At 61.3% G+C, this 22938-nt stretch carries 19 protein-coding genes and 3 pseudogenes; 11 read left to right on the top strand and 11 right to left on the bottom strand.

The genetic code is table 11. The features are described from left to right. Nucleotides 1-11 precede the first annotated feature (11 nt). Together NE850_RS22845 and NE850_RS22840 are read right to left on the bottom strand one after the other, a co-directional pair. A complete protein-coding gene (locus NE850_RS22845) occupies nt 12-1790 on the bottom strand; it encodes a GMC family oxidoreductase (protein ID WP_012431306.1) in 1779 nt (592 codons plus the stop codon). Between the two features lie 48 nt (nt 1791-1838). Next, a complete protein-coding gene (locus tag NE850_RS22840) occupies nt 1839-2558 on the bottom strand; it encodes a gluconate 2-dehydrogenase subunit 3 family protein (RefSeq protein WP_012431307.1) in 720 nt (239 codons plus the stop codon). Between the two features lie 408 nt (nt 2559-2966). Here NE850_RS22840 and NE850_RS22835 point away from each other — a divergent pair, with 408 nt between their 5' ends. Next, entirely contained in the window at nt 2967-3287 is a 321-nt protein-coding gene (locus tag NE850_RS22835; RefSeq protein WP_012431308.1) for a LysR family transcriptional regulator, read from the top strand. A 433-nt stretch (nt 3288-3720) separates the two neighbouring features. Further along, a pseudogene (locus NE850_RS39530) lies at nt 3721-5451 on the top strand (methyl-accepting chemotaxis protein). Nucleotides 5452-5919: 468 nt separating this feature from the next. On the opposite strand, the gene NE850_RS22820 reads toward NE850_RS39530, so the two are convergent. Continuing rightward, nucleotides 5920-6132, bottom strand: coding sequence for a hypothetical protein (locus tag NE850_RS22820; protein WP_049868861.1), 213 nt, complete (start codon nt 6130-6132; stop codon nt 5920-5922). On the opposite strand from NE850_RS22820, the gene NE850_RS22815 reads away from it, so the two are divergent. Then, on the top strand, nt 6131-7264 hold the full coding sequence (locus tag NE850_RS22815; RefSeq protein ID WP_049868863.1) for a GGDEF domain-containing protein: 1134 nt from the start codon (nt 6131-6133) through the stop codon (nt 7262-7264). The genes NE850_RS22820 and NE850_RS22815 overlap by 2 nt on opposite strands. A 647-nt stretch (nt 7265-7911) precedes the next feature. Here NE850_RS22815 and NE850_RS22810 read toward each other — a convergent pair. Then, nucleotides 7912-9012 (bottom strand): IS110 family transposase, encoded by a 1101-nt coding sequence (locus tag NE850_RS22810; protein ID WP_012431312.1) that lies wholly within the window; start codon nt 9010-9012, stop codon nt 7912-7914. A gap of 293 nt (nt 9013-9305) precedes the next feature. Then, a complete protein-coding gene (locus NE850_RS22805; RefSeq protein ID WP_021162791.1) occupies nt 9306-9674 on the bottom strand; it encodes a hypothetical protein in 369 nt (122 codons plus the stop codon). Between the two features lie 139 nt (nt 9675-9813). Between NE850_RS22805 and NE850_RS22800 the strand changes: the two are divergent. The 4 genes and pseudogenes from NE850_RS22800 to NE850_RS22785 form a co-directional block, all read left to right on the top strand. Beyond that, nucleotides 9814-9900: pseudogene (locus NE850_RS22800) on the top strand (DNA-binding protein); the annotation flags it as partial. Between the two features lie 992 nt (nt 9901-10892). Continuing rightward, a complete protein-coding gene (locus tag NE850_RS22795; protein WP_012431314.1) occupies nt 10893-11342 on the top strand; it encodes a hypothetical protein in 450 nt (149 codons plus the stop codon). Nucleotides 11343-11351: 9 nt separating this feature from the next. After that, nucleotides 11352-12056, top strand: coding sequence for a P-loop NTPase (locus NE850_RS22790; RefSeq protein WP_012431315.1), 705 nt, complete (start codon nt 11352-11354; stop codon nt 12054-12056). Beyond that, complete coding sequence (locus NE850_RS22785) at nt 12049-12768, top strand: hypothetical protein (RefSeq protein ID WP_012431316.1); 720 nt, start codon at nt 12049-12051, stop codon at nt 12766-12768. The genes NE850_RS22790 and NE850_RS22785 overlap by 8 nt, the downstream gene beginning before the upstream one ends. Before the next feature lie 114 nt (nt 12769-12882). Here NE850_RS22785 and NE850_RS22780 read toward each other — a convergent pair whose 3' ends face one another. The 3 genes from NE850_RS22780 to NE850_RS22770 all read right to left on the bottom strand — a co-directional run bounded on the left by NE850_RS22780 (nt 12883) and on the right by NE850_RS22770 (nt 15709). Next, nucleotides 12883-13089, bottom strand: coding sequence for a DUF6900 domain-containing protein (locus tag NE850_RS22780; protein ID WP_039364591.1), 207 nt, complete (start codon nt 13087-13089; stop codon nt 12883-12885). A 195-nt stretch (nt 13090-13284) separates the two neighbouring features. Then, on the bottom strand, nt 13285-13530 hold the full coding sequence (locus NE850_RS22775) for a hypothetical protein (protein ID WP_012431318.1): 246 nt from the start codon (nt 13528-13530) through the stop codon (nt 13285-13287). Between the two features lie 139 nt (nt 13531-13669). Beyond that, nucleotides 13670-15709, bottom strand: coding sequence for a ParB/Srx family N-terminal domain-containing protein (locus NE850_RS22770; protein ID WP_238535611.1), 2040 nt, complete (start codon nt 15707-15709; stop codon nt 13670-13672). A 207-nt stretch (nt 15710-15916) separates the two neighbouring features. Here NE850_RS22770 and NE850_RS22765 point away from each other — a divergent pair, with 207 nt between their 5' ends. From NE850_RS22765 to NE850_RS22755, 3 genes are read left to right on the top strand one after another with little or no spacing between them, the layout of a single operon-like run. Next, nucleotides 15917-17143, top strand: coding sequence for a tyrosine-type recombinase/integrase (locus NE850_RS22765; protein WP_012431319.1), 1227 nt, complete (start codon nt 15917-15919; stop codon nt 17141-17143). After that, a complete protein-coding gene (locus tag NE850_RS22760) occupies nt 17140-18489 on the top strand; it encodes a tyrosine-type recombinase/integrase (RefSeq protein WP_012431320.1) in 1350 nt (449 codons plus the stop codon). Before NE850_RS22765 ends, NE850_RS22760 begins: the two co-directional genes overlap by 4 nt. After that, nucleotides 18486-19487 (top strand): tyrosine-type recombinase/integrase, encoded by a 1002-nt coding sequence (locus NE850_RS22755; RefSeq protein ID WP_012431321.1) that lies wholly within the window; start codon nt 18486-18488, stop codon nt 19485-19487. Before NE850_RS22760 ends, NE850_RS22755 begins: the two co-directional genes overlap by 4 nt. A gap of 385 nt (nt 19488-19872) precedes the next feature. On the opposite strand, the gene NE850_RS22750 is transcribed toward NE850_RS22755, so the two are convergent. Next, nucleotides 19873-20706, bottom strand: a complete 834-nt coding sequence (locus tag NE850_RS22750) for a DUF932 domain-containing protein (protein WP_011493638.1) — start codon at nt 20704-20706, stop codon at nt 19873-19875. Nucleotides 20707-21436: 730 nt separating this feature from the next. Between NE850_RS22750 and NE850_RS22745 the strand changes: the two genes are divergently transcribed. After that, nucleotides 21437-21721: a hypothetical protein gene (locus NE850_RS22745; protein ID WP_012431324.1), complete on the top strand. Its 285-nt coding sequence runs from the start codon at nt 21437-21439 to the stop codon at nt 21719-21721. A 64-nt stretch (nt 21722-21785) separates the two neighbouring features. Here NE850_RS22745 and NE850_RS22740 read toward each other — a convergent pair. Together NE850_RS22740 and NE850_RS22735 are read right to left on the bottom strand one after the other, a co-directional pair. Next, nucleotides 21786-22127, bottom strand: a pseudogene (locus NE850_RS22740) (cupin). 20 nt (nt 22128-22147) lie between these two features. Beyond that, nucleotides 22148-22879: a helix-turn-helix domain-containing protein gene (locus NE850_RS22735; RefSeq protein ID WP_223274389.1), complete on the bottom strand. Its 732-nt coding sequence runs from the start codon at nt 22877-22879 to the stop codon at nt 22148-22150. Nucleotides 22880-22938 lie beyond the last annotated feature (59 nt).

The following is a 22938-nucleotide window of genomic DNA, read 5'->3' as shown; positions in this document are numbered from 1 at the left end:
GGCTGCGCTCCTCACGCCTGCACGAGCGCGCCGGGACGCTTGAGATACTGTGTCCGTATCGCGTCCGCGGCGAAGTAGGCGAGCGCGCCAACCAGGCCCGTGGGGTTGTATCCGATGCCTTGCGGAAACGCCGAGGCGCCCATCACGAACAGGTTCGGCACGTCCCAGCTCTGCAGATAGCGGTTCAGCGCGCTCGACTGCGGGTCGGCACCCGTGATGACGCCGCCGGCTGTGTGCGTGGTCTGATATTCGCGCACGTTGAAGTGGTCGCCGGGCTTGCGCATCAGCGTCGAATGCGACTTCGGATTCATCTTCGCGACGATCTCGAGCGCGCGGTCCGTGACGAAGCGGGTCATGCGGTACTCGTTGTCATGCCAGTCGAACGTCATGCGCAGCATCGGCAGACCGAGCGAATCGCGGTAGGTGGGGTCGAGGTCGAGATACGCATCGCGATACGCCATGACTGAGCCGTGCGCGACGACGTTTGTCGTATGGAGGTAATGGTCCTTGGCCGCGCGCTTCCATTGCGCGCCCCAGGCCGGTGTGCCGTGCGGCACGGCGAGCTGCTGGATCGGCCTGCCGCCCGTCTGTCCGCCGATGATGTACCCGCCGCCGAGGAAGCCATGCGGGCCGTGGTCGAAGTGGTCCGAGTTGAATTCGTCGACGATTTGCGAGCCGCCGGAGCCGGCTGCGATGAACGGATTGATCGGCACATCCTTGTCGTAGAAGACGGACGTCGAGCTCATCATCTGGTAGGCGAAGTTCTTGCCGATCACGCCCTTTCCGGTCACCGGATCATAGGGTCTGCCGATGCCTGAGAGCAGCATCAGCCGCACGTTGTTGATCTGGAACGATGACAGGATCACGAGGTCGGCTGGCTGGAATACCTCGTTGCCGGCGCCATCGATATAGGTGACGCCAGTGGCACGCTTGCCCGTCGAATCGACGTTGATCTTCACGACATGGCTCTGGGTACGCAGCTCGAAATTTGGCTTGCGCATCAGTGCAGGGAGGATCGTGGTTTGCGGCGCCCCCTTCGAGTAGAGAAAGCAGCCAAAGCGTTCGCAAAAGCCGCACAGGTTGCACGGTCCGAGGCGAACGCCGTAGAAGTTCGTGTAGGGCTCGGAACAGTTCGCGCTGGGCTGCGGGAACGGATGATAGCCAAGCTCGCGCGCGGCACTGGCGAACAGCTTCGCTGCGTACTGATCGGCAACGGGGGGCGTCGGGTAGGCACGCGAGCGCGGCCCCTCGAACGGATTGCCGCCCGACAGGACCTTGCCCCGCAGGTTACCGGCCTGACCCGATGTGCCGTTCAGATATTCGAAACGGTCGAAATACGGCTCCAGCTCATTCCAGGTGACGTCGTAGTCCTGGATCGTCATGTCGGCTGGCAGGAACCCGGCACCATAGCGCTCGACGTTGTGCGAGCGGAACTTCATGTCCTCAGGCGACGGCCGGTAGAGTTGCCCGTTCCAGTGGACACCAGCGCCCCCGACGTTGTCGGGCAGCAGGAACGCATTGTATTGCCGGTAGGGGACGGCCGTGTCGCCGACCTGGTGGCGCACCGTCACGGTTTCAAGCGACAGCCGGCGGAACAGCTCGCCGCGGATCCCGTATTTCAGTTCATCGACGGCCTTGGGATAGGTGTAGTCAGGTGACGTATCGCGATTGTGTCCGCGCTCGAGCGCGACCACCTCAAGGCCCTCGCTGGCCAGCTCCATGGAGAGGATCGAGCCGGTCCAGCCGAGCCCGATCACGACGACGTCAACGGGTTTCATGGATTTTGTCATGCAGTGTTTCCCAGCTTTTTTTCAGCCTGCGCCTTTCAGCCCGGTTTTTTAGCCTTTCTCGCCCAGGATCGACACCGGCGGCAACGGATAGACCGTGTCGTATTGGGTGGCCCAGTCCATGAAGTCGGCGCGCGCGCCCGGAAATCCGATCATCTTCCAGGCACCCATGCCGCGATTGCCGCCGTACATCGGATCGGCGAAATAGCCTTCCTTCGTGTTCGCGAGCAGCTGGATGAAGAACTCGTTCGTTTTCATGTCAGGCAGCACGATCTCGCCTTTTTCGAGCTGCCCCAGCACGCGCTCCTGAGTGGCCGCGTCCAGCTTCGCGAAGCTCTGGCCATGCTCGCGCCTGCACCACCCGTCGATGCCGGCAATCGCCACGCGATACATGTCACGCGGCGAATATTTCATCTGGTAGCCGAGCGTAAAGTCCGAGTCCGGGTGAAAAGGTCCCTGCAGATACCAGCGCGCGCCGTGCCCGTAGTCGGTATCCATCTGCCGGTCGATGAACTCGGGCACGTGCAGATCCAGTGCGCCGGGGCCATCGTCATTCGAGGGGATCAGGCGGTCCACCGCTGCCTGAATGAAAGCCCATTCCGCAGCGGTGAAATAGCGAGGTTCGTAGGCGGGAGCAGCCGGATTTTCGGCCGCCGAGGCGTCGGCGACAGGAACGGTGGGGGAAGCCTTGAGAAGCACGACCGACGAGGCGGCCGTGAGCGAACTCTTGATGAAACCGCGGCGCGAAAATACCGTGCCTTCTTTTTTCATGTGGCATCTCCGTCTACAGACGGCTCGGGTGTTCAATACGGCTTGCTGAGGCTGGGAGCGCTGATTGCGATCCGCCCCGCCTTGTATTGTGTGGGAACCCATACACCCGTATCGAGTGGCCGCCTATAGCGATTAAAGGTTCGAGGATAGGGGCTCGGCTATTGGAGTGGAACACCCACATAAGGAATTCAGTTTTGCAGAAATGGGACCCCCCACTTCGTTGTGCACGATCGCAAATCAGAATTGCGACAAGGGGTTTGCCAGGCATAGACGAAGCTGCCATGATCTCCGCCGCCATCTATGGCTGTGGAATTGTTTCGAAAATTCGGCTTACGTAGCGGTGTTCACGCTGCAGCGTCGACATATGGGCGAGGAACGCAACGCGAGTCTGCAACGAGGGAAAGATCGATGAACTACTATGCAGCGGTCCGGGCTTTTCTCACGACATCAGAAGCAGGAAGTTTCAGCGTGGCGGCGAAGAGGCTTTCGGTCAAGGCGTCCACCGTGTCACATTACGTTTCAGACCTTGAGGAAAAACTTGGTGGGCCGCTCTTCAGCCGCTCGACACGCGGAGTGATTCTGACGGAGCGGGGTGCAAAATTCAGAGGATTCGCGCAACGAGCAGTTAATGCGCTCGATGAAGCGCTGGCCACTGCGTCCTCCTTCAGAAGTGAACACGTCGACGTAAAGCGTCCCATTCCGCGTAGACGGAAACGCAAAGTGTGCTGAATTGTGTCCGGGCGTTCGAGTTCGTCCAGCGGATCGCAAAAGCGCCATGCATACTCAGATATTGCCCGAGCAAAGCCTTGAATGTCTGGGGCACCTTGATCGCTGAATTGGTACGACAGTGGCGACAGGCGGAAAAGAGCCGCGGTGTCGTCGTACTGACTTTAAAGACATGCAGCGCGGTAACTGTATATGTCCGCTCCGGACGACGCAAGGATAACGGCAGTTGCTCTGGCAACCATTGGTTATCACTTGCGGAAGCTTAAAAACACTCCGCAGAATCTAACCAAGCTCGTCGATCACTCAGTGGCGACGCGAGGATAAATTTCATCTCAAGGGCATGAGCCTATCTGTCGATATCAGGAGCAAATAATGTTCTTTATATCTGGACTCCGAAGCGCGGGAAGCGCTTATTCAACCCAACGAAGGCATTAGCGTGCAGGCTCTCAAAAACTTGAAGGTGGTCACCCAGCTGATCCTGGGATTTTCTTTTGTTATCGTTTTGCTGGTTGGATTGGGCGCGTTTTCTCTATTAGAGTTGCGTGGTGAAAACGCCCGCGTCGTGGAATTGCGTGACAACTGGTTGCCAAGCGTGCGCAGCAGTCTGCAGATGCAGGCCGGGCTTCGCGAGATCCGCATCAATGAATACCGAGTGGCCGCTGCGGCGACGGCCGCCGATGCCGCGGCGCTGGAACCACTCATCGAGTCAGCGCTGGCGGACTATCGTCACGCCGAAACCGAATACCAGAATCTCATGACCGAGCCGGAGGAGAGAGCCGCATACGCTGACATCCAGACGCTTATGCCGCAGTATCTGGAGGTCGACCAGCAGGTCAGGGCACTGGCGAAAGCAGGCAAGCCAGTGGAAGCGTTGGCTCTCGTGAGCGGTCAGTCAGCCACTATTCGCAAATCCATCGAGAAAGACATCAAGACAATCGTCGAGGTCAACGTGACGGGTGCGGCCCGCGAGGGGGAACTGGCCAGTAAGGCATATTCGCACGCGATCGCGCTGGTGATCGGAGTGAACGTCGGGGCGGCGGTCATTGCGCTGGGTGTGGCGCTGATGATTGCGCGAGTCCTGGCAAAACAGCTTGGTGGCGAACCCCGCGAGGCGGTGGCGCTCGCTGGAGATATCGCGGCCGGCAATCTACGTGTCATGGTGCGCCTGTAGACAGGGGATCATTCCAGCCTGATGCACTCGCTCGGCGCAATGAAAGACCAGTTGACGAGCATCGTGGAGGGCATCAAGGCTTCCAGTGAGTCGATCTCCGTCGCTGCCGGCCAGATTGCGCAAGGCAATACTGACTTGTCCCAGCGCACCGAAGAGCAGGCGGCGTCACTCGAGGAAACAGCGTCGAGCATGGAAGAGCTGACCAGCACAGTCCGTCAGAATGCGGACAATGCCAGGCAGGCCACTACACTGGCCGTCACCGCGTCGACCATCGCGCAGCGCGGCGGGGAGGTGGTCGGCCGCGTGGTGGAGACGATGAACGGGATCTCCGACAGTTCCGCCAAAGTCGCCGATATCATTGGCGTGATCGAAGGCATCGCATTCCAGACGAATATCCTCGCGCTTAACGCAGCAGTCGAGGCAGCTCGCGCTGGCGAACAGGGGCGAGGGTTTGCCGTCGTGGCCGGCGAGGTACGCACGCTTGCCCAGCGCAGTGCAGCAGCAGCCAGGGAAATCAAGGATCTGATCGGCGAGTCGGTGACTCGCGTCGATACCGGCTCGAAACTCGTTGAGGAAGCCGGGAGCACCATCAACGAAATCGTCCAGGCGGTGAAGCGCGTGACCGACATCATGAGCGAAATCGCGGCGGCTTCGGAAGAACAGAGCGCCGGTATCGGGCAGGTTAATACGGCGGTTACCCAGATGGACGAGGTGACCCAGCAGAATGCCGCCCTGGTCGAAGAAGCGTCGGCAGCAGCGCAGTCGATGGCCCAGCAGGCCCAGGCGCTACGTCAGGCGGTGGCCGTCTTCAGGATCGCCGATACGCGGCCAGCCGGGTCACGCATAGTCGCCCCAGCGAGTGATCCGCGTCTGTCGTCGCAGACCGTTCGCATGCCTTCCCCTGCAACGTCAACCAGGACGACGCCATTCGCGACCGCCGGCGGAGACACCATGATCGCGACGACCTCCCGTGCCGTGGATTGGCAGGAATTCTGATCAAGTCTGGGAACTGGACGCTGCCGCAGCGAGGCGCTGGGCAAGATGGTTGCACCGCGAGCGCCGACACGGCGTTCCTGTCTGCGTCGAGGCTGGGGTGCCGCTTCAGATTTTGGACGCGCCGGGCCGGTGCCGCAAAACCTATCAACCGGTTTTCCTGTTTGCACCAGAACAAGTCGAAGTGGGCTTTCGGACCTCTTTACGCGGGCGTCAGCGTGACGCAGCCTGAGCAAACGCACGACGCGCGACAGACCTTGCACCTGCTTGTTTAGCGTCGCGAAGGCTGCGGTCGACTGCTCCCCATGGGCGCGAGCCCTCTCAGCGGTGGATCCCGGTCGAGATTCGTCGGAAAGGAAAAGCCTTTGGCACAGGCGGCAATGACTGCATCGACCTCAGCTGCATTCAGCCTTCCGCTTCACAGGTAGTCCAAGAGTACCGGATAGACGGCCTTGCACAGCAGACGAACTTTCACACACTGTTGCCGTTCGTTGCGTCGTTCTCCATCGCGATCACTTGTGCTTCACATTCGCAGCCTCTTTTCGCTTTTAGTGTAAAGGGTTTCAAGAGATCGGTACCCCACAGGCGGCTTTTGATCGCGTGGTATCGTCGCATTTCCAGTTGAACGACGAAGCCAATGATCACAATTGACCCCCGCACTGTCATATTGCTGACGTCTGTCATGTCAGCAATCATGTCATCCGTGTTGTTTTCGGTGTATCGGGATTTACATTCGAATATCAACGGTATTGGCCGGTGGGCATTGGGGTCTCTGATACTTGCCGTAACGGCGGTCCTGTTCGGATTACGTGAGGTGATACCTGACTGGCTGTCAGTGATCGTGGCAAATGCCGGTCTGCTGTGTGGTGTCGGTTTGTGGCTAGTCGGCACCCAGTTGTTTTACGGACGCAAGCCCTCCTGGGCCAGCGTGAGTGCGGCAACGATCCTGACAATGGCGTGCGTCAGCTGGTGGCTGCTTGTGGAACCCGCCTATACGCTCAGGCTCACGTCGATCACAGGCTGTTTGCTGGGTCTCTATGGTGTTCAGCTCCTGCTCGTAGTTCGCTACGGCGTGAGGCATTCCAGTACATATTTTCTGGCATTCGTGCTGCTGCTTCAGATTGTCGTGCTGCTGATTCGCGGCGTGACCAGCCTGTTACCCACTCTCGTCCAGAGCAACTTCCTTTCGCCGGATCTGATTCAGGCCATTTATTTCGCAACCTACAGTTTCGTGACTTTGCTGCTCGCGCTGGGGTTTGTCATGGTGGCAACTCACAGATTGAATATGGAATTGAAGTGGTATGCAACCCGGGATCCACTCACCGGCGTTTTTAACCGACGTGCATTCGCCGAGATTTACCAACGCGAATATCAGGTGGCACAGCGAACGGGCGGCACATTAGCATTGTTGATTGTGGATCTGGATCACTTCAAGGCAATCAACGATAAATATGGTCATGACGTTGGCGACAAGGTGCTGGTTGATTTTTGCCGGCGCGCAAATGCCGTCCTGGTCAACGGTACTTCCATGGCCCGTCTGGGTGGGGAGGAGTTCGCGGTCCTGCTTCGCGGGGTGAGTCTGGAAGATGCGTCTGCCCAGGCTGAAAGAATTCGCTTGTCCCTGTTGCAGGATGGAGATAACGAACTACCTGGCTATACATGCAGTGTGGGTGTTGCTACTACAGCGAAAGACGGGAGTGCGCTGGAGCAATTGCTTCGGGTGGCCGACGACGCGTTATATCATGCCAAGCGCGAAGGGCGAAACCGCGTGGAATCCATGAAGACTTCGTTTGAGATCAGATCAGCACCGGAATGAACGGGATCTGCCCGGCTGCCGTCGATTGACAGTTGCCAGTCCGACGACAACGGGGTGCTGCGCGCGTCGCCGTTTGTCGTATCGCCCGGATGCACATTGCGTTTGCCGGGAAACACGAGCGTTCCCTTCGATTCCCGATTGTGCGACCCATGAAAAAACCCGACCCGGAAAGGTCGTCTTGGGCCATCCGTTCCAGCTATCCGTTCAGGTTGTTCCGGAAAATGCACCGTACTTCCGGCCCGGTGCAGGCGAGTGCATCAAGACAGCAATGTATGAAATGCCTTCGTCAGGCCAGAGAACGTTGCGCTGTATTTCTCATATGGCCTGTTTTTGCAAGTAGGGCGAGCACCGCCCTCGCCACCGCGATCTCGAATGTCAACGTATCCGACCTGATTGGTAACGCGGCAGACGGGCTGTTTATCGACGATGGATCAAGCTCATATCCGCGGGCTGGTTACCGCATTTCATCTTTCCGTCACGGGGCTACCTCGCTCTTAACCACGGAGATCACGCAGTCGCGTGCTCACAAAAAAATCTCGAGGATTCCCCTCATCGCGCCCGATGCCGCGTTACCGATCAGGTGGAAGTTAAAGGTTTTGCGATAGCGGCTCCTGTCTAAAATCTCCGGGCAAGATTTAACGGCGTGCTCAGGCTGGCTGCAGTCGTGTCCCGATGTCCCAGATGAAGCCACATAGTTCGCGCGCGATTGCCGCACACGTCTTGTTCTGGTGAAGACCTCGTGAGCGAAGCCGGCGAAATCTGTGGCAGAGCCGAACCTGCGCTTTCCAGGCGATGTCGATGATATGTCGAGGTTGTCCTTCCAGTCGGGGCTGTAGTGACTCACCGATTCTCGCCGGCAACCGATAGTTCCACGCCGCCTCGACAAGTATCCTGCGCACGTGCCTGTTGCCCGTCCTGGTCAGACGGCCTCGTTGCTTTGAATTCCCGCTGGAGTGTTCCGACGGCACAAGTCCCAGGTAGCCCATGAATTCGCGTGGATGCGGGAAACGCCGTAAGTCGCCAAGTTCCGCGACAATGGTCAACGCGGAGATGATGTCAATGCTGCGCAGGGTCATCAGGCCTTTGACCACTGGCAACCATCGCCAGGTTTCGGCATGGGCGCGCAGCGACTGCGTGAGGCGCTCGACGAGTTCGGTGGCGAACCGCACCGCCATCCGGTACTCGGTGAAGACGATATGCTGGGCGGGCTCTTCGAATTTTATCTTCGAGAGGAAGAGTTCATGCTTCGGTCCCCACCGCGTGCCGGTGTAGGCATGACCATGACGAAGCAGAAAGGATTTGAGCCTCTGTCGCATTCTGCGCTGGTCATTCACAGCATCCTCCCGAGCGCGCACCAGGTCGCGGATGGCCTCGTCCGCCGGCTCGGGAATTGCAACTGGCACCAGCTCGCCGGCCCGATGGAGTCTTGCCAGCAGTAATGCGTCGCGACGGTCCGTCTTGATTCTGTCGGCAGGCCGCCGGGCGACGCGCGATGGCGCAACCACTTCACAGCGATAGCCCTGTTCGCGCAGCGCCCGCACGAGCCCATACCCGCAGGGGCCCGCTTCGTGACAGACACTGAGCTCGGCTGGCTTGCCCAGCTTCGAGAGTGCCTTCGTCAGGGAAATCACGCTGTAGCGGGTCGTCCCGACAAATTGAGGATCGTCCCGCAAGTGCGCCCGGGCGAATGCGATTGCGATGGAGTCTTTATGCACATCGAGCCCAACGTAAAACTTGACCTCATCCATGACTGTCTCCGCCGTTCAGTGAAGGTCGTCCGATTATCGAACGAACGCCAACACAGCGTTTATCTGAAGGCCATCATGTCTTAAAGCAGACTTAAATTGCCGCTCCTGCCAGGCCGCCCGGTTCAGCGGCACCAAACGGCTGTCCTATACGTGCCAGCCCGCATTACGCCGATGTGCAGGAAACACGGGATTCGTGGATGGGTCCGGGGATGTCCGGCGTAACACGATAACTGCCGCACGACGTTGCCGAGGTCAGCGTGTCAAGTCGCGCTTATGCTTTCGCGATCTGTGATTCAACCGGGTGGGGGCGGCAGCGGTGAGGGTGTAGTGCTACCAATGAAGCGCATCAGTTCATCCTCTGCTGTGATGATGACGTGTGCGGGGGCATCGGCCAGTTGCCGGTCGTGCAAGGTCAGGAGTTCCGCGAAGCGAGGATAGGCGGCGTCATCGAGGCGCCACGTACCGGTTTCCAGGCCTCGCCTGTTTACACACTCCATCGCGTCTTCGGCTTCGTGGAAGCGTTCGACGGGCTGCGTACCATACCCTTTGTGTTGCAGGAGGTACGCGATATACATGACGCTTGCCAGTTCGACCAGGTGTTCGGCGTTGCCAAACCCGACACGCACGATGGTGAGACACGCGTGAAACTTCAGCGAGCACATGCTGGTTGCGCTGGCAGGCAACGGGAGCAGCGTGGCACGCGAATGGCGCGGCTTCCGCGATTGACGGGAGGACGGATGGCGAGAGCGGGACATGCGGAGCTACGTACGGGATGTGCGACAGATAGTGCAAAAAGGGGCGGCACGGATCCAGATTGCTGCTGCGAAGACGGTAAAATTCACGGCGGGCAAGGCGTTCAGGGATGCGGTCAACGCCAGCAAGTGGTAGATCACCTGTCCCACAACTCGACCTCAAGCTGAATCTACCGCGACACGCTCTACGCACCGCCTCGAAACCCGCCGCGGCCGAACGCGGCGTCCTCACTCGCCGGAAAAATGCGCACACCGCATACCCCTGTCATGGCGGGCTGCGATGCAAGCGCCGAAGAGGTAACGGCGCTTCGCGTCGCATTCGTCGGTTGCCTGTTTCCGGGCCGGGCCCGGCATAGCATTGTGCGTTATTGCGCGCATGGCGCCCAAAACCGGCGGTAGCCTATCCTGCAATACCGTGTTTTCCGTGCGTTTTTTGTCGCGCGGCGTAAACGTTTTGCGCAGAGGTTTCCGTCACGGCGTAAACCTCTGTTCAGGCCCCGAAGTATCGCGTGCGAACCGTGTGCGAAGGCCATGCGAAACCGCTGCGCAGAGGTCTCCCTTCAGGCGCAAACGAAATGCGTATGCCGGTGCGCAAACGGATGCGCTTCCCGTGCGCAGTACTTTCGCGTTTATCGGTCCATTCCGTGCGCATGGCATGCCCACGATTGTGCGTATGTCGTCTTGCTAAACGCACGTGTGACGTGTGCAGAAGTGGCGCGATACCGGGTGCAGGTCTGGCGTTGCTGCGTCGCACGCCGTGCACAGCTCGGGTGTTATCGATGTCCAATGCGTGGCGTTGCCACATTCGCTGCTCTTGCGCTGTCGATGATCATCCGCTGCGTAGCGATGATCAAGGTCCGTGCGTAACGTGAGGCGGCAACGTGCGAACCCGGTGCGTGGCGCGAGTGAATATCAATGCGTAACCGCGCGTCAACGGCGGATATGTCGCGTGTGTACGACAGGCGTTAAAAAGTGCGTTGTGCTCATCGCTTCCCATCGCATCCCATGCGTTCCCGTACGCGTTTGCCGTGCGAAAACAGGTGGTTGACGGTTGCGTTTGCTGTGCGCAGGATGGTGACAGGTCCGTGCGTTAACGGCGCGCAGGAAGGTGTGCACGGGAGGGTGACAATGCCTGTCGCGAGGGTCTATGCGAAGTCGCAATGGGAAGCGTTTGCCCGTGCGCTTGATGCGCTGCCCGAGAGGCCGGATGCGGAACGCGGCGTCACGGTGCGCGATGCGATGAAAGACATGCGCGCGCGTGTACGCGCGGCGCAGGCAAAAGGCTATACGCTGGAGCAGATCGCGGAACAGGCGAAGTCGCACGGGATCGACATCACGGCGGGTGCGATCCGCTACGGGTTGCGCGCAGCCGGGAAGGGCGGCGGCGCGAGCGGTGCGCGCGCGGCGTCAGGCGCGAGAGTAGCGGCACAGCCGGACAGAGCGGAAACGCGTGCGCCAGACAGTTCGCCGCGCCAGAAACAGGTCCGCAAGGATGGGGGAAAGACCGTAACCGGACAACTCATGCCGGTGCAGGGCACGCTCGGATTTGCAATCCGGCCCGACACCGAGGACCTGTAGGGAGTCGCAATGGACAGGACAGTCGACACGGCAGTCAATCCCATCTATCTCGTCGGCGGTGGCAAGGGCGGCGTCGGCAAGAGCGTGGTCGCACTCGCGCTGGTGGATCACCTGCAACGCCGGGGCGTGAATACCGTCCTCGTGGAAAACGACACGTCGAACCCGGACGTGATGCGCGCAGTACACGACGAGATTGCGTGCGCATCGTTCGATCTGGACACGGCGGGCGGCTGGATCGACATGGTGAACTACTGCGACGGGCATCGCGATGCGGTCGTGGTGGTCAGCACGGCGGCGCGCAACCAGGATGGCGTCACGCGCTACGGCGCGACACTGGGCAGCACGCTTGATGAACTGGGACGGCGGCTCGTCGTGTTCTGGGTCATCAACCGGCAGCGCGACAGTCTCGAACTGCTGCGACAGTTCAGCGACACGTTCCCGGACGCGACGGTGCATGTCGTGCGCAATGGTTACTACGGTACGCCTGAACGGTTCGTGCTGTATCAGGATTCGAAGCTGCGCAAAAGCATCGAGGCGAAAGGCCGGTCGCTGGATTTTCCCGAACTCGCGGACCGCGTGGCCGATGATCTGCGCAGCCAGCGGCTGTCGGTACGCAAGGCGGTCGAAACCCTGCCCATCGGACAGCGCGCTGAATTGCTGCGCTGGCGGGCATGCTACGACGCGATGTTCGCGCAGGTGACAGGCGATGCGTGAGCGGCGTTCGCGTCGTGCGCGCCCGGCGGATCCGCTCGCCCGGCTTTTCCTCGAAGTGAGCGGCACACCGCCGGATGACGCAAGCCTGCTGCGCATGCGCCGCGTGTCGGCGGCGCTGAACCTGCGGGACAACGATGCCCTGTGGTCGGTGCTGGCGGTGCTCGAATACTACGTGCGTCTCTACGAGGCGATGCCGGAGCGCATCCGTCAGGCGGGTGCAGGCGGCGTCGATGCCGCGCGAGCCGAAGCGTACGCGGCAACGCAGGCATTGATGGTGCAGCACCGCGAGGCGCTGGCACGCTGCAAGGAAACAATCACGCTGGCGGAGAGGATGACCGCCGAGCACGAGGCGCGCTATCAGGCGGCGCTGGCAGTCATGAACGACGAGGCGCTCGCCGTGCTCACGCAGCGCGCGGCGAACCGGATCGCGCGCGTTGCCGGAAACCGGATCGTGGGCGCAGCGACAGTTTCGGCTCGTGAGCAGCGGCAACGGCTCGACGCGGCACTCGCGTCATTCGAGCGGGTCGCCATGCGACGCTTCGTCAGGGCGTGCTACGGTCTGGTGGCGGGCGGTCTGGTCGTCGTACTGCTGGCGACGGGCGCGGGCGGCGTGGGTGGCTGGTGGGCTGGCATTCATTGGGCTCAGGCAGACGGGTCGCCGCCTGCGCGGGCGGGCGACACCTCGCCGGTGCCGCGCGCCACCAGGCGGTAATGATTCACGAAGCCCGGACAGTGCAGGCCGTACGGGACACCCGTTGGCGCGAGTCCATCGCCTGCCTGTCGCGCGACAGATGCCCCGACCCGAACCGGCAGGCTGCGGTTGGGTTCATGCTGCACCGTCTTGCCGTGCCGCCTCTTTCCCGGCGGCGGCCCCGGCCAGCCAGACCGCTTCGAGTGCGGCCTTGATGGACCAGACGGCGGTGTCATGGAAGTCGAGCCGGTCTGCGTAGCGGGTTTCGAGGGTTTCGATGCCGAGCGTGGTCCTGGCGATTTCAGCGATCTGCCGTCTTGCGGCGGCTGGCAGGTCGGGCATGCTCACGATGATCTCCCGGTTGCGTTTGAAAGACGGTTGCGACGACATCATTCACGCGCGGTTGCGCGGGAACATCAAGCGTTTTTGTCCGTGCGGCGAGCCGTCAGGCCGTTGGGAAGCCGAAGGCCGCGCCTGTGGGCGGCAGGCGCGCGGCGGGCTGCGAAAGGCAGACGGCTCGCCGTCAGCCCGCGCGGCTCAGACTTCGTCGGTTTCACCCTGCATGAAAGCGAGGGCATGGCGAAGCGCCCCTGCGGCCGCGTCATTGTGGTCAAACGCAATCATCGGAGCGCGATAGCCTTCGTCCTCTGCGCGTGCGATTGCCATGTCGTAATGCCGACCGTGTCCGTATTGCAGGTCAGTGGCGTGAACGAAGGTCAGATAAAGATCGGGCGAGCCTTGAGCATTGGTCGCGACCACGGTCATGCGGATGCGGTTGAACATGATATTGCTCCTGTTGAGGTCAGGTGCGCAGGTAGCAGGCCGTGACTCGGGGACATGATCCGGGGAGATGACCCAGGGCCGTACCGCCTGTCCTGCCCCATTGCCGGGGCAACGGGGCAGGGTTCGCAGGTAATTGACGTCAGGCGACGCGCGAGCCGGACTGCCCGATGCTCACGCCGTCAGCGGTCGGGAAGGGCCACGGCGAGTGCGGGCTGGTTGGGGCATTCACGGCGGCCATATCGGGGAGCGTGTCGTTGATGTGCTCCACTCCAGTGCCGGTATCGGGTTCCGTATCGGCATCGTCGCCGTCCTGTGCGGCGGTGCCTTCTGCGCCGTCGTCGTCCGCGTCACCCTCGTTGTCCCCGTCATCCTCGTCCCCCTCGTCATCCCGGACACCCCACGCGGGGGCGGCGGGAATTTCCCGGTCGGTGAAGACTTCCGGCACCCAGGCGACTTTCGCGAGGCGCAGTTCGGCGGCGGCTGCCGCGTCGGCCTTCTTCATCTTTTCGAGGTCCGCTGCGGCCTTCGGTGACACGGCTGTGGCGACGACCTCGGCGATGCGCGCCTTGCTGACGTGGTCGAAATACGTGGCGCGGGTCGGCGTCCAGTACCGCGTCATGTCGAGGTTCAACGCTCCCGCGAGCGCGTTGATCGCATGGGGTCGTTCTTCGCCCGTGATCCCGTCGAGCAGGGTGCCGGTGCAGAAGGCGAGCAGATCGAGCAGGGTCGTGCCAGGGTCCTGCTGGACAAGCCAGGGCAGCAGGTCGATGCGCTTCGCGGGCAATTCTGCAATCCATCGCGTGCGTTGCGCCTCGACGGCGCTCCACGCGGGGCTGGTGCCCAGGTCGTCTGCGGCCCGCAACAGGCTGTCCTGGTTATTGGTGCCGGTGAGCGCGAGGAAGTCGGGCGTGGACGCGCGCCCGAAGTGCTCGGGCAGTGCCTTCGGCACCAGGTAGTGCAGCAGGGCAGCGAGCGCCACGGTGGGCTGCGCGACCAGTTCTGCATGGATGGCAGCAGTGCGGTGCGCGGTGAGGCGCTGGCAGAGCTTCGCGCTGTGAATGGGTCGGACCTTCGGTGCCTGTGCGGATACCGGATCGTGCGCCTGTGCCTCCGGCGTGCCGGTCACGTCTGCGCCCGCCGCTTCGAGGACGCTGGCGTCCTCGCGCCGCACGAGGCCGCGCTCGATGACCAGTTCACCCTGCGGTCCGACGATGACGAATGCGCCCGCCCCGGCCATCTGCGTTTCGTCCCATACCAGTGCGACGCTTTCGAGGGCGACAAGCGCCGCATTGACGCGTTCGATTTCCTCGTTGAGGCGGTCGGCTTCCTCGTAGGCGCTCTCGTCGTCCTCCGAAAGGGCTTCGAGTTTTTCAGCCAGTTCGTCCTGCTGTGCGGTGAGGGCATCCATCTGCTGCTGCTCGTTGCCGGTGTATGGGCGCTGCACCGGGCGCAGCCTGCCGTAGCGGTTCAGTTCGAGGAAGTCGCGCTCGACACGTGTCTCGATCCAGCCCCAGCCTTCGGCGCGGACTTCTTCCGCAGCGGCATCGAGCTTCTGCGCGGCGAGCTTCTGCAGCAGTTCGGCGTCTGCGATGTAACCGGCGTTCTCATCATCGCTGAAGAGGTCACGCCTCACGTACCCGCCCGCTGCTTCATAGGCGGCGAGGCCCACGAAGCGCACGAGGCGGCTGCGGCTCGCATCGATTTCGGCGCGCGTGATCGCCTGACGCAGATAGTTCGGCTGGCGCTGCCATTCGTTCGCATCGAACCAGATGTGTTCCTGCGTTTCATGGTCATCCGCGAGGGCGAGGGCGGCAAGCTGGTCGAGCGTGATCGCATCCTCGCGCAGCAGGCCGAGCAGCCTTGGTGACACGTTGGCGAGCTTCATGCGGCGCTTCACGGTAAGCGGCGACGCGGAGAAAAGCGCAGCGATGTAATCGACGCTGCGCCCTTCCTCGGCCAGCATCCGGTAGGCGCGCAGCACGTCGAACGGATCGAGTCCTTCGCGTTCGCTGTTCTCGATCAGCGAAATGGCGAGGGCTTCGCCATCGCTGACGATGCGCACCGGCACCGGGTAGTCGGCGGCGATGTGTTTCTGCGCATACAGGAGGTCGAGCGCGGCTTCGCGGCGCTGGCCCGCGCAGACGCCGTATTTTCGCTGCTTGCCGCGCCCGCCCTTCATTTCGTGAACGACGAGATTCTGTAACAGGCCCTTCGCGCGGATGTTGTCCTAATGGCAAGCTCGCCATTACGCCGATTATGAGAAGGAAACCGTAATGCAAAGGAGCGACGTCAAGTGCCTGATTCAGCACGCTGGCGTGTACCGACACTTAACATTATCTGCTCAGCGCTGCCATGATTCTCTGGTCTCTAACCCAAGGAGATCATCGTGTCGCAATCAGATTACAGTTTCTGGCTTGATCGGCTGAAGCAGTATCTCCAGGATGAGCGGTACGGAAAATCGGTCGTGAGAAAGTACCCGCATGCTGTGCGCCGCTTTCTTCGCGACGTGGCTCAGCATGGACAGGCTCTCGAAGCCATATCTCCAACTGACGTTGGACAGTATCTTGACCGCCTTCGTACACGCGACCAGCATGCGCTCTCAACGTTTTCGCGAAACGAAAACCGGATGGCGATCCACATGTTGTTACGCCTGGTTCACAATGGAGATTGGCCGACGCAGACGATGCGCGATAGCGCTGAGGATGTCGCCATACACCAAGTGGTGGCCGAATACGACGCGTGGATGACGGAGGTTCGCGGGCTGTCCGCAGGCACGCGCCAGCACAATAGATTCGAAGCACGTTCGCTCTTACGATGGCTGGACGATCATGGCAAGAACCTCACCACTGTAAACGTTGCTGATCTCGATGCATACATCGCATCGAGAGTCGCCTCCATGCGGCGCCGGACCAAGGGGACGATGGTAGGCACGCTGCGCGGCGTATTGCGATATCTGCATAGTAGTGGCCGGATGTCCATCGATCTCTCGGTGGCGATCGAAGCGACGTCTGCATATGCGATGGAGGACATTCCATCAACGATCCGCCCGGAAGATATCGACTGGGTCCTCGACATTGTTCGACGTGATTGCTCACCGCTGGGTCGTCGCGACTATGCCCTGCTGACGCTGCTAACGACCTACGGCCTGCGCGCAGGGGAAGTCCTGGGTATGTGTCTGTCGGACGTCGATTGGCATCGTGAGAGGCTTCGTATCCAGCACACGAAAACTGGGAGCTGTTCAGAATTGCCCCTGATGCGCCTTCCGGCTGATGCGCTATTGGACTACCTTTGCCATGGGCGCCCCGTAACAACGCAGCGCCTCATCTTTTTGAGGGGACGCGCACCATACCAGCCGCTATCGGGGAGTGCTGCCCTTCATAGCATGATAAGTCGTCGGTTCAGGGCCGCCGGAGTTTCGCTACCGGGCAAACGCGGACCACATGTGCTGAGACACAGCCGTGCCGCGTCACTTCTCAGCGGTGGTGTATCAATTAAGGTGATCGGCGATGTCCTCGGACATCGCAGCGAACGGTCGACGGCCGTCTACCTCAAACTGGCGACCGATGATTTGATGGCGATCTCGTTGGATCTTCCACAGGGAGCGGCGTCATGAATACCAGAGAGAACGTCAGCCGGTTCCTTGACACGCAGTCGATCGGACCCGAATCATGCAGACATTACCGTAGCATCTTGCTGGAGTTCGAAGAATCACTGTATGGAAGGATGTCCGTCACCGATCAGGCTGGGACAGTACCGTTACGCGAGTGGTTGAAGCAGGAAACCCAGCGGCTGTCATTGAGAAATGTGATCTGCCGAATTCGCGTGATTGCCCGTTACCTCAAGTGGCGCACGGCGGAAGGGGGATGTTCCCATCCCTTGCTGGAACTGCGCGCACAGTATGGTGGGCACTTGGGGCCGATCGTCTGTGCCTTACTGGAAAGCGACTACGAAAGTGCTTTGCAGCGACTGAAACCATTGTCCGAATGGGGCAGCGTGCTTGGTCCGATGATGTGCGAGCACGTTGCACGGATGCAGTCACTGGGCTACCGATACGAGGCCCGTATGGGCGATCTACGATACTTCGACCGGTTTCTGCAACAGCATCCTGATCTGGCAACTGCCAAACTTCCCCAGCTACTTGATGCCTGGAGTAAAGAAAGCAACCGCATACGCCATCAGTTCCGAGTACAGCAGTGCGGGCTCATACTATCAAGGGCACTACGTCGGAAGGACCCGGCAGTCTCGATCATGCCAGTCGCGGCGGGACTATATAGCCGAACAGTCGAGCAAGAACGGCGTCCCTATGTGTTCACCGAAGCTGAGATCCGAGCGTTGCTCGATGCCGCCCGAGCGTTCCCGTCCCCGAGATCTCCTCTGCGACCAATTGCTTTGCATGCGATGATCACTTTGGCGTATTGCGCGGGCTTGCGTGTGGGTGAGATCGCCGCCCTGAGGTTGCGGGACCTGGATCTGAAGTCCGGACTACTCGAAGTTCGAGAGACGAAATTCTTCAAATCGCGCCGTTTGCCACTGGCACCCAGTGCGCTTAACGTATTGCGCGCCTATGTAGCTGACCGCGCCGCTTCGGGCGCACCGGTCGAGGAGGACGCCCCGATGTGGTGGGCGTCGCTATTACGATGCGGATACAGTCGAAAGACCATAAAGGAGCTTCTGCGCTGCGTGATGCGTCGTGCCGGGTTAAAGACTGAACATGGACGCCAGGGGCCGAGGCTTCACGATATCAGACATACATTCGTCGCGCATCGGATGACGCAATGGTATCGGGATGGCGTGAATCCACAAGCCCATCTGCCGTATCTCGCTACCTACCTTGGCCACAAGGACATCGGCTCGACACTCGCTTACTTACATAGCACCCCGGAGTTGCTTCGGCAGGCGAGCGAACGGTATCGGCAACACAGCGTCGACGTGCTGCGTGCGCAGGGGGATGCATCATGAACAGGGAGTCTCTCGCGTACTGGCTGCATGCCTTCTTCCATGAGTGGCTTGCGGAGCAACGCAACTGTTCGCGGCACACGGTCTTGTCTTATCGCGATGCCTGGAAACTCTATTTGCAATTCGTGGCCAGACGACACCACCGTCCAGTGAGCGCGCTCAAGCTGGATGAACTGACGGCCGACGAAGTTCTAGCGTTCTTGAAACACAGCGAGTCGGAGCGGCGTACCTCGATCGGCACGCGCAATTGCCGGCTAGCGGCGATTCGGTCATTCTTCCGATTCGTTGCGGATCGTGAGCCGTTGTCGGCCATGCAATGCGCCGCGGTATTGTCCATCCCAACCAAGAAGGGTCCCAAACCTGAACCCGATTACCTCGACGGCGATGAAGTAGCTGCGATTCTGCGCCGGCCGGACCGCTCGACGCCCGAAGGGCAACGCGATCATGCTCTCCTGGCCTTGTTATACAACACTGGAGCACGTATCCAGGAGGCGCTGGATGTCTGTCCCAGCAACATCCGGTTGACGGCGCCGGCTCAGGTCAAGCTATACGGCAAAGGGCGCAAGGCGCGAATATGTCCGCTCTGGCCGGAAACAGCGGCATTGCTCAAAGCCCTTCTCGAACGGCAGCCTAGACCCTATAACGAACCGCTGTTTGTCAATCGATATGGCGGACCACTCAGCGCGGCTGGTGCGCGATTTAAGCTCGCACAGTACGTGCGAGCCGCCGCGTACGATTCGCCGTCGCTGCGAAAGAAACGCGTACATCCGCATACGTTCCGCCATACCGCTGGTGTCCAAATGATAGCCGCCGGAGTCGACGTTACGGTGATCAGGAACTGGTTTGGGCACGTCAGTCTCGACACGACGAACCACTATGCTCGAGCCAACATCGAGACCAAGCGGCTCGCCCTTGAGCAGGTAGATCGCTCGACTCGACCTGGTAGCCCACCGCGATGGCGGCGTAACCCAAACTTGCTTGCCTGGCTCGACGCCCTGTGATCTTGCCGTAATGCGAAGCAATGTGCCCTTTGATACCCACCAAACATACTTCCTGAGGCCAGGTTCGCATTACGGCATGCTTCTCATAATTCGCGGCGAGTCCCTCAATGCCTGAGAGCGGTCGGGTGCGGGCGTTCAGCGGCGAAGGGTGCAGGCTCGAATACGGCACGGCGATGACGGGTTGTTCATTGCCGAAACTGGTTTCAAGCGGCGTGGCCGGTTCGGCGGGGTCAACGACAGGGGTTTCGACTTGGGCTTGCATGACTGACTCCAGAAAGTTGGAAAGATGATTCCGGGTCGGTGTTGCAGAAGTGATCAGGACTTGACCCGGAAAGGAGTCCTGATCAATGAATGGTGGGTGGCGCGGTACGCCGCCCGGTGGTCGCTACGACTTCATCTGCCGCATGGCGTCAGCGAGCATCCACAGCGCGCGATTGAGCTTCACGTTCTGGTCGATGCCGGTGATGGGGCGCGTGGACATGGAGCGTCCGCTGCGCGAGCGTCCATGCAGGCCGCCCTTGGTGAGGTTTTCCTGCGTTCTCTGGAATACGGTCCAGAGGTCGTCCCGGCGGTCCTCGAAGCGACGCGGGGCGAGCAACTGGCTTTCGGTGACGGGGGCGGGTGCTTCGGTGTCGGACGGGTCGTAGCGCAGCGCGAGGGCGGAGCGCGCGAACGCGTACTGTTCGTCGCGGTCGAGCGTGACGGCTTTCATGCCGTCCTTCTGTTCGCGGATCAGGTCGAAGCCGTCGAGCACATCGAACGCGCCGTTGATGACGTTCTGCACGATGTTGCCCCTGTGCGGGACGCGGACCTCGCCGATGGTTTCGCCCGCAACCATCCCGTTCTGGCAGACGAAGCGATAGACGCCACCGAGTAACTGGAATCCGCTGGACCCATCGTGCGAATTGAGGAGGATGACTTCGTTGACATCCTCGCCGGTAATTTCGCTCGCAGGACGCATGCGGATCAGATGCTTGGTGAATTCGCGCTTGTCCTGGGCGCGCACGCGGGTCTGGCACACCATGAACGGCTGGAAGCCTTCGTTGCGCAGACCGCGCAGCACGTCGATGGTGGGAATGTAGGTGTAGCGGTCGGAGCGGCTTTCGTGCTTGCCATCCGCGAAAATCGAGGGAGCAACACGGCGGATCTGGTCGTCCGACAGCGGCGAGTCGGAACGGAGCATCGGGGAACCGTAACGGAAGGAAGAAGCGAGTTGCATGACACTCTCCACAGCAAAAAGGTTGAGGGGTGTTGCGCTGACCGGGCCCCAAGATTCCGCCCGCCTCGTAGGGGTTGGGCTCGTCCCGGTGGAACCCGGGGTTTGGCAGTGGTGCCGCCAGTCCCCTGAGTTCGCGCCCGTGCGACTCAAGGAGCCGATGGCCGCCCGGTGTCAAGGAAAAAGGCGAGGGAGGGGTGCGGGCAACACGGTCCCTCGCCCCTTGACGCCGGGCGGCCATCGGCTACGGTCGCGGGTGTCGGGCGGGAACTCAGGGGGCAGGCGGCTGCGAAGCTCCGGGTTTGACCGGGATGAGCCGCCTCGCGGCGAGCGGGATCGTGGTGGCCGCCTGTGCGGCCACCACCTGATCAGGCTTTTCAGGGGTTGAGGTGTTGCGTCAGGGATTGAAGCCCGGCAGGGCCGGGACGCCGCAGGCGGCCCGGTGCGAATGCACGAAAGCCCGGCCCGAAACGTGAGTGAAGGGAGACGTCCGGCTGGCCGTCATGTGCAATACGATCGCCCGTCAGTCGGGTCGTTGTGGGCGATACGGTCCGCCACGCGCAACCAGAAGCCGGTGCCGCGTATGTCGCCAGACGCAAGGCCCGAAATGCCGGGCACGTCACATCGTTCAGGAGAACGAGTCTGGTCGGCCCCCGTGTGCAGCACGACATCCGCACGGCTGCGATCCAGGCGCTTGCTACAATGGCGGCCCCGGTCAAGCAACGACATAGTCATGCCTGTGCAGCCTGAGACTGAATCAACGGACGATGTCGATGTGGCGGACAAACCCCGTCGCCTGACACTTGCGGGCGCGCTCGCGCAACGGGAGCGAACGAGTGCGTTCACCGGCTCACGCATCCAGGTGGACGGCCTGGCGCTTGAGGTCGTGGAGATCGGGCCTTATACGGAAGAGGATGGCCGCATGGTGACGTTCCGCGCCCGTGCGGTTGGAAACGTCCGGCTGCAGGCGGGGGAGATCCTCACGACACCCTGGGGTGTCTGCCGGATCGTGAACTGATCTTGTACAGCGACGGGTGCCAGGCCGGTCGCAGGATTGCGGTACGGCATACGGGATATGAAGGTCAGATGCTGCCTTCGTGTTCGATGTCGAGAACTGCGCTTCGCCCGGGGGACGCACGACATGTTCGCATCCCACCCCGGCACGGAAAACGTCACTGGCGTGCAGTCTGCACCCTATGCGCCTGTTCCGCCTCGCGTTGATGCATGTCGACCGTCCCGTCGAGAACGGCGAATCCCTCCTCCCTATCGTTCACGTGCCACTTATATGGATGATCAGTCCCGTGCAGACGCACGCTGATGTCCAGCATCGTCGCGATGTCCAGTGCGCCCCATGCACGGCTAGCCCGGACGCCAGCGACTGTGCTTGAAGCGGCCGCGCGACACGACGGGTGGTGAGATAGCACAAAGGAGCTTCGGGGACGGTTCAGCGCCGCCGCGTGGCTGCCGTGCCTGTGAGCTGCGAGGGTGGAAAGCCAAGGGCATGCCGGAACATGGTGGAGAAGGCCGGCGCATTCGCATAGCCGAGTTCGGCGGCGACCACATGCAGCGGAACGCCCCGGCCGATGAGGTCGATGGCACGTGAGAGTCTCAACTGACGACGCCAGATTGCGAAGCTCGTATTCAGTTCGCTCTGGAAAAGCCGGGCCAACGTCCTGTCGCTTGCGCCGACCACGCGGGCCCACTCCTGGAGCGTGCGCTGCGAGCCCGGCTCTTCCATCATCGCCGCGCACAGCGTGCGCAGCCGCCGTTCCGTGGGCAACGGCAGGCCCAGGGGCAGCGTCGGTGCACCGCGAATTTCCTCGAGCAGCAACTGCATGGCGAGTTGCCGGTGGCGGGGCGAAGCCTGCGTGCTGGCGGCAAGTGACCCGGTCAGCACGCGCATCAGGTCTGAGACCTCGATGACCGAGCACGCATCAGAGGGTAGCGGGGACGCCCCCGGTTCGATGTAGAGGGCATGAAACTCGACGTGTCCGAGCATCACCACCTGATGATCAATGCCGGGCGGAATCCACACCGCACGCCAGAGCGGCACGATCCACATCATGCCGGGTGCGCTCACCCGGATGCTCCCCACGCGAGGGCAGGCGATCTGTCCCCATGTATGCCGGTGCCATTCGATGATGCCGTCCGACGGTGGCAGGCGCAGGTGCGCCATGACCGGCTCCCTGCGTGTCGGCACCAGTTTGGGCTGCGGGTCCCAGGCATCACGGCTTG

This window comes from Paraburkholderia sp. USG1, from assembly GCF_031570135.1.
GTDB classification, from domain to species: domain Bacteria; phylum Pseudomonadota; class Gammaproteobacteria; order Burkholderiales; family Burkholderiaceae; genus Paraburkholderia; species Paraburkholderia dioscoreae.
Note: the sequence above shows the minus strand (reverse complement) of the source record. Positions and strands in the feature narration are given on the sequence as shown.

Excerpts from the sequence above, each read along its gene's own strand:
- NE850_RS22845 (WP_012431306.1), bottom strand. The coding sequence starts at position 1,790 with ATGACAAAATCCATGAAACCCGTTGACGTCGTCGTGATCGGGCTCGGC.
- NE850_RS22840 (WP_012431307.1), bottom strand. The coding sequence starts at position 2,558 with ATGAAAAAAGAAGGCACGGTATTTTCGCGCCGCGGTTTCATCAAGAGT.
- NE850_RS22835 (WP_012431308.1), top strand. The coding sequence starts at position 2,967 with ATGAACTACTATGCAGCGGTCCGGGCTTTTCTCACGACATCAGAAGCA.
- NE850_RS22815 (WP_049868863.1), top strand. The coding sequence starts at position 6,131 with ATGTCAGCAATCATGTCATCCGTGTTGTTTTCGGTGTATCGGGATTTA.
- NE850_RS22820 (WP_049868861.1), bottom strand. The coding sequence starts at position 6,132 with ATGACAGACGTCAGCAATATGACAGTGCGGGGGTCAATTGTGATCATT.
- NE850_RS22810 (WP_012431312.1), bottom strand. The coding sequence starts at position 9,012 with ATGGATGAGGTCAAGTTTTACGTTGGGCTCGATGTGCATAAAGACTCC.
- NE850_RS22805 (WP_021162791.1), bottom strand. The coding sequence starts at position 9,674 with ATGTGCTCGCTGAAGTTTCACGCGTGTCTCACCATCGTGCGTGTCGGG.
- NE850_RS22795 (WP_012431314.1), top strand. The coding sequence starts at position 10,893 with ATGCCTGTCGCGAGGGTCTATGCGAAGTCGCAATGGGAAGCGTTTGCC.
- NE850_RS22790 (WP_012431315.1), top strand. The coding sequence starts at position 11,352 with ATGGACAGGACAGTCGACACGGCAGTCAATCCCATCTATCTCGTCGGC.
- NE850_RS22785 (WP_012431316.1), top strand. The coding sequence starts at position 12,049 with ATGCGTGAGCGGCGTTCGCGTCGTGCGCGCCCGGCGGATCCGCTCGCC.
- NE850_RS22780 (WP_039364591.1), bottom strand. The coding sequence starts at position 13,089 with ATGCCCGACCTGCCAGCCGCCGCAAGACGGCAGATCGCTGAAATCGCC.
- NE850_RS22775 (WP_012431318.1), bottom strand. The coding sequence starts at position 13,530 with ATGTTCAACCGCATCCGCATGACCGTGGTCGCGACCAATGCTCAAGGC.
- NE850_RS22770 (WP_238535611.1), bottom strand. The coding sequence starts at position 15,709 with ATGAAGGGCGGGCGCGGCAAGCAGCGAAAATACGGCGTCTGCGCGGGC.
- NE850_RS22760 (WP_012431320.1), top strand. The coding sequence starts at position 17,140 with ATGAATACCAGAGAGAACGTCAGCCGGTTCCTTGACACGCAGTCGATC.
- NE850_RS22755 (WP_012431321.1), top strand. The coding sequence starts at position 18,486 with ATGAACAGGGAGTCTCTCGCGTACTGGCTGCATGCCTTCTTCCATGAG.
- NE850_RS22750 (WP_011493638.1), bottom strand. The coding sequence starts at position 20,706 with ATGCAACTCGCTTCTTCCTTCCGTTACGGTTCCCCGATGCTCCGTTCC.
- NE850_RS22745 (WP_012431324.1), top strand. The coding sequence starts at position 21,437 with ATGCCTGTGCAGCCTGAGACTGAATCAACGGACGATGTCGATGTGGCG.
- NE850_RS22735 (WP_223274389.1), bottom strand. The coding sequence starts at position 22,879 with ATGGCGCACCTGCGCCTGCCACCGTCGGACGGCATCATCGAATGGCAC.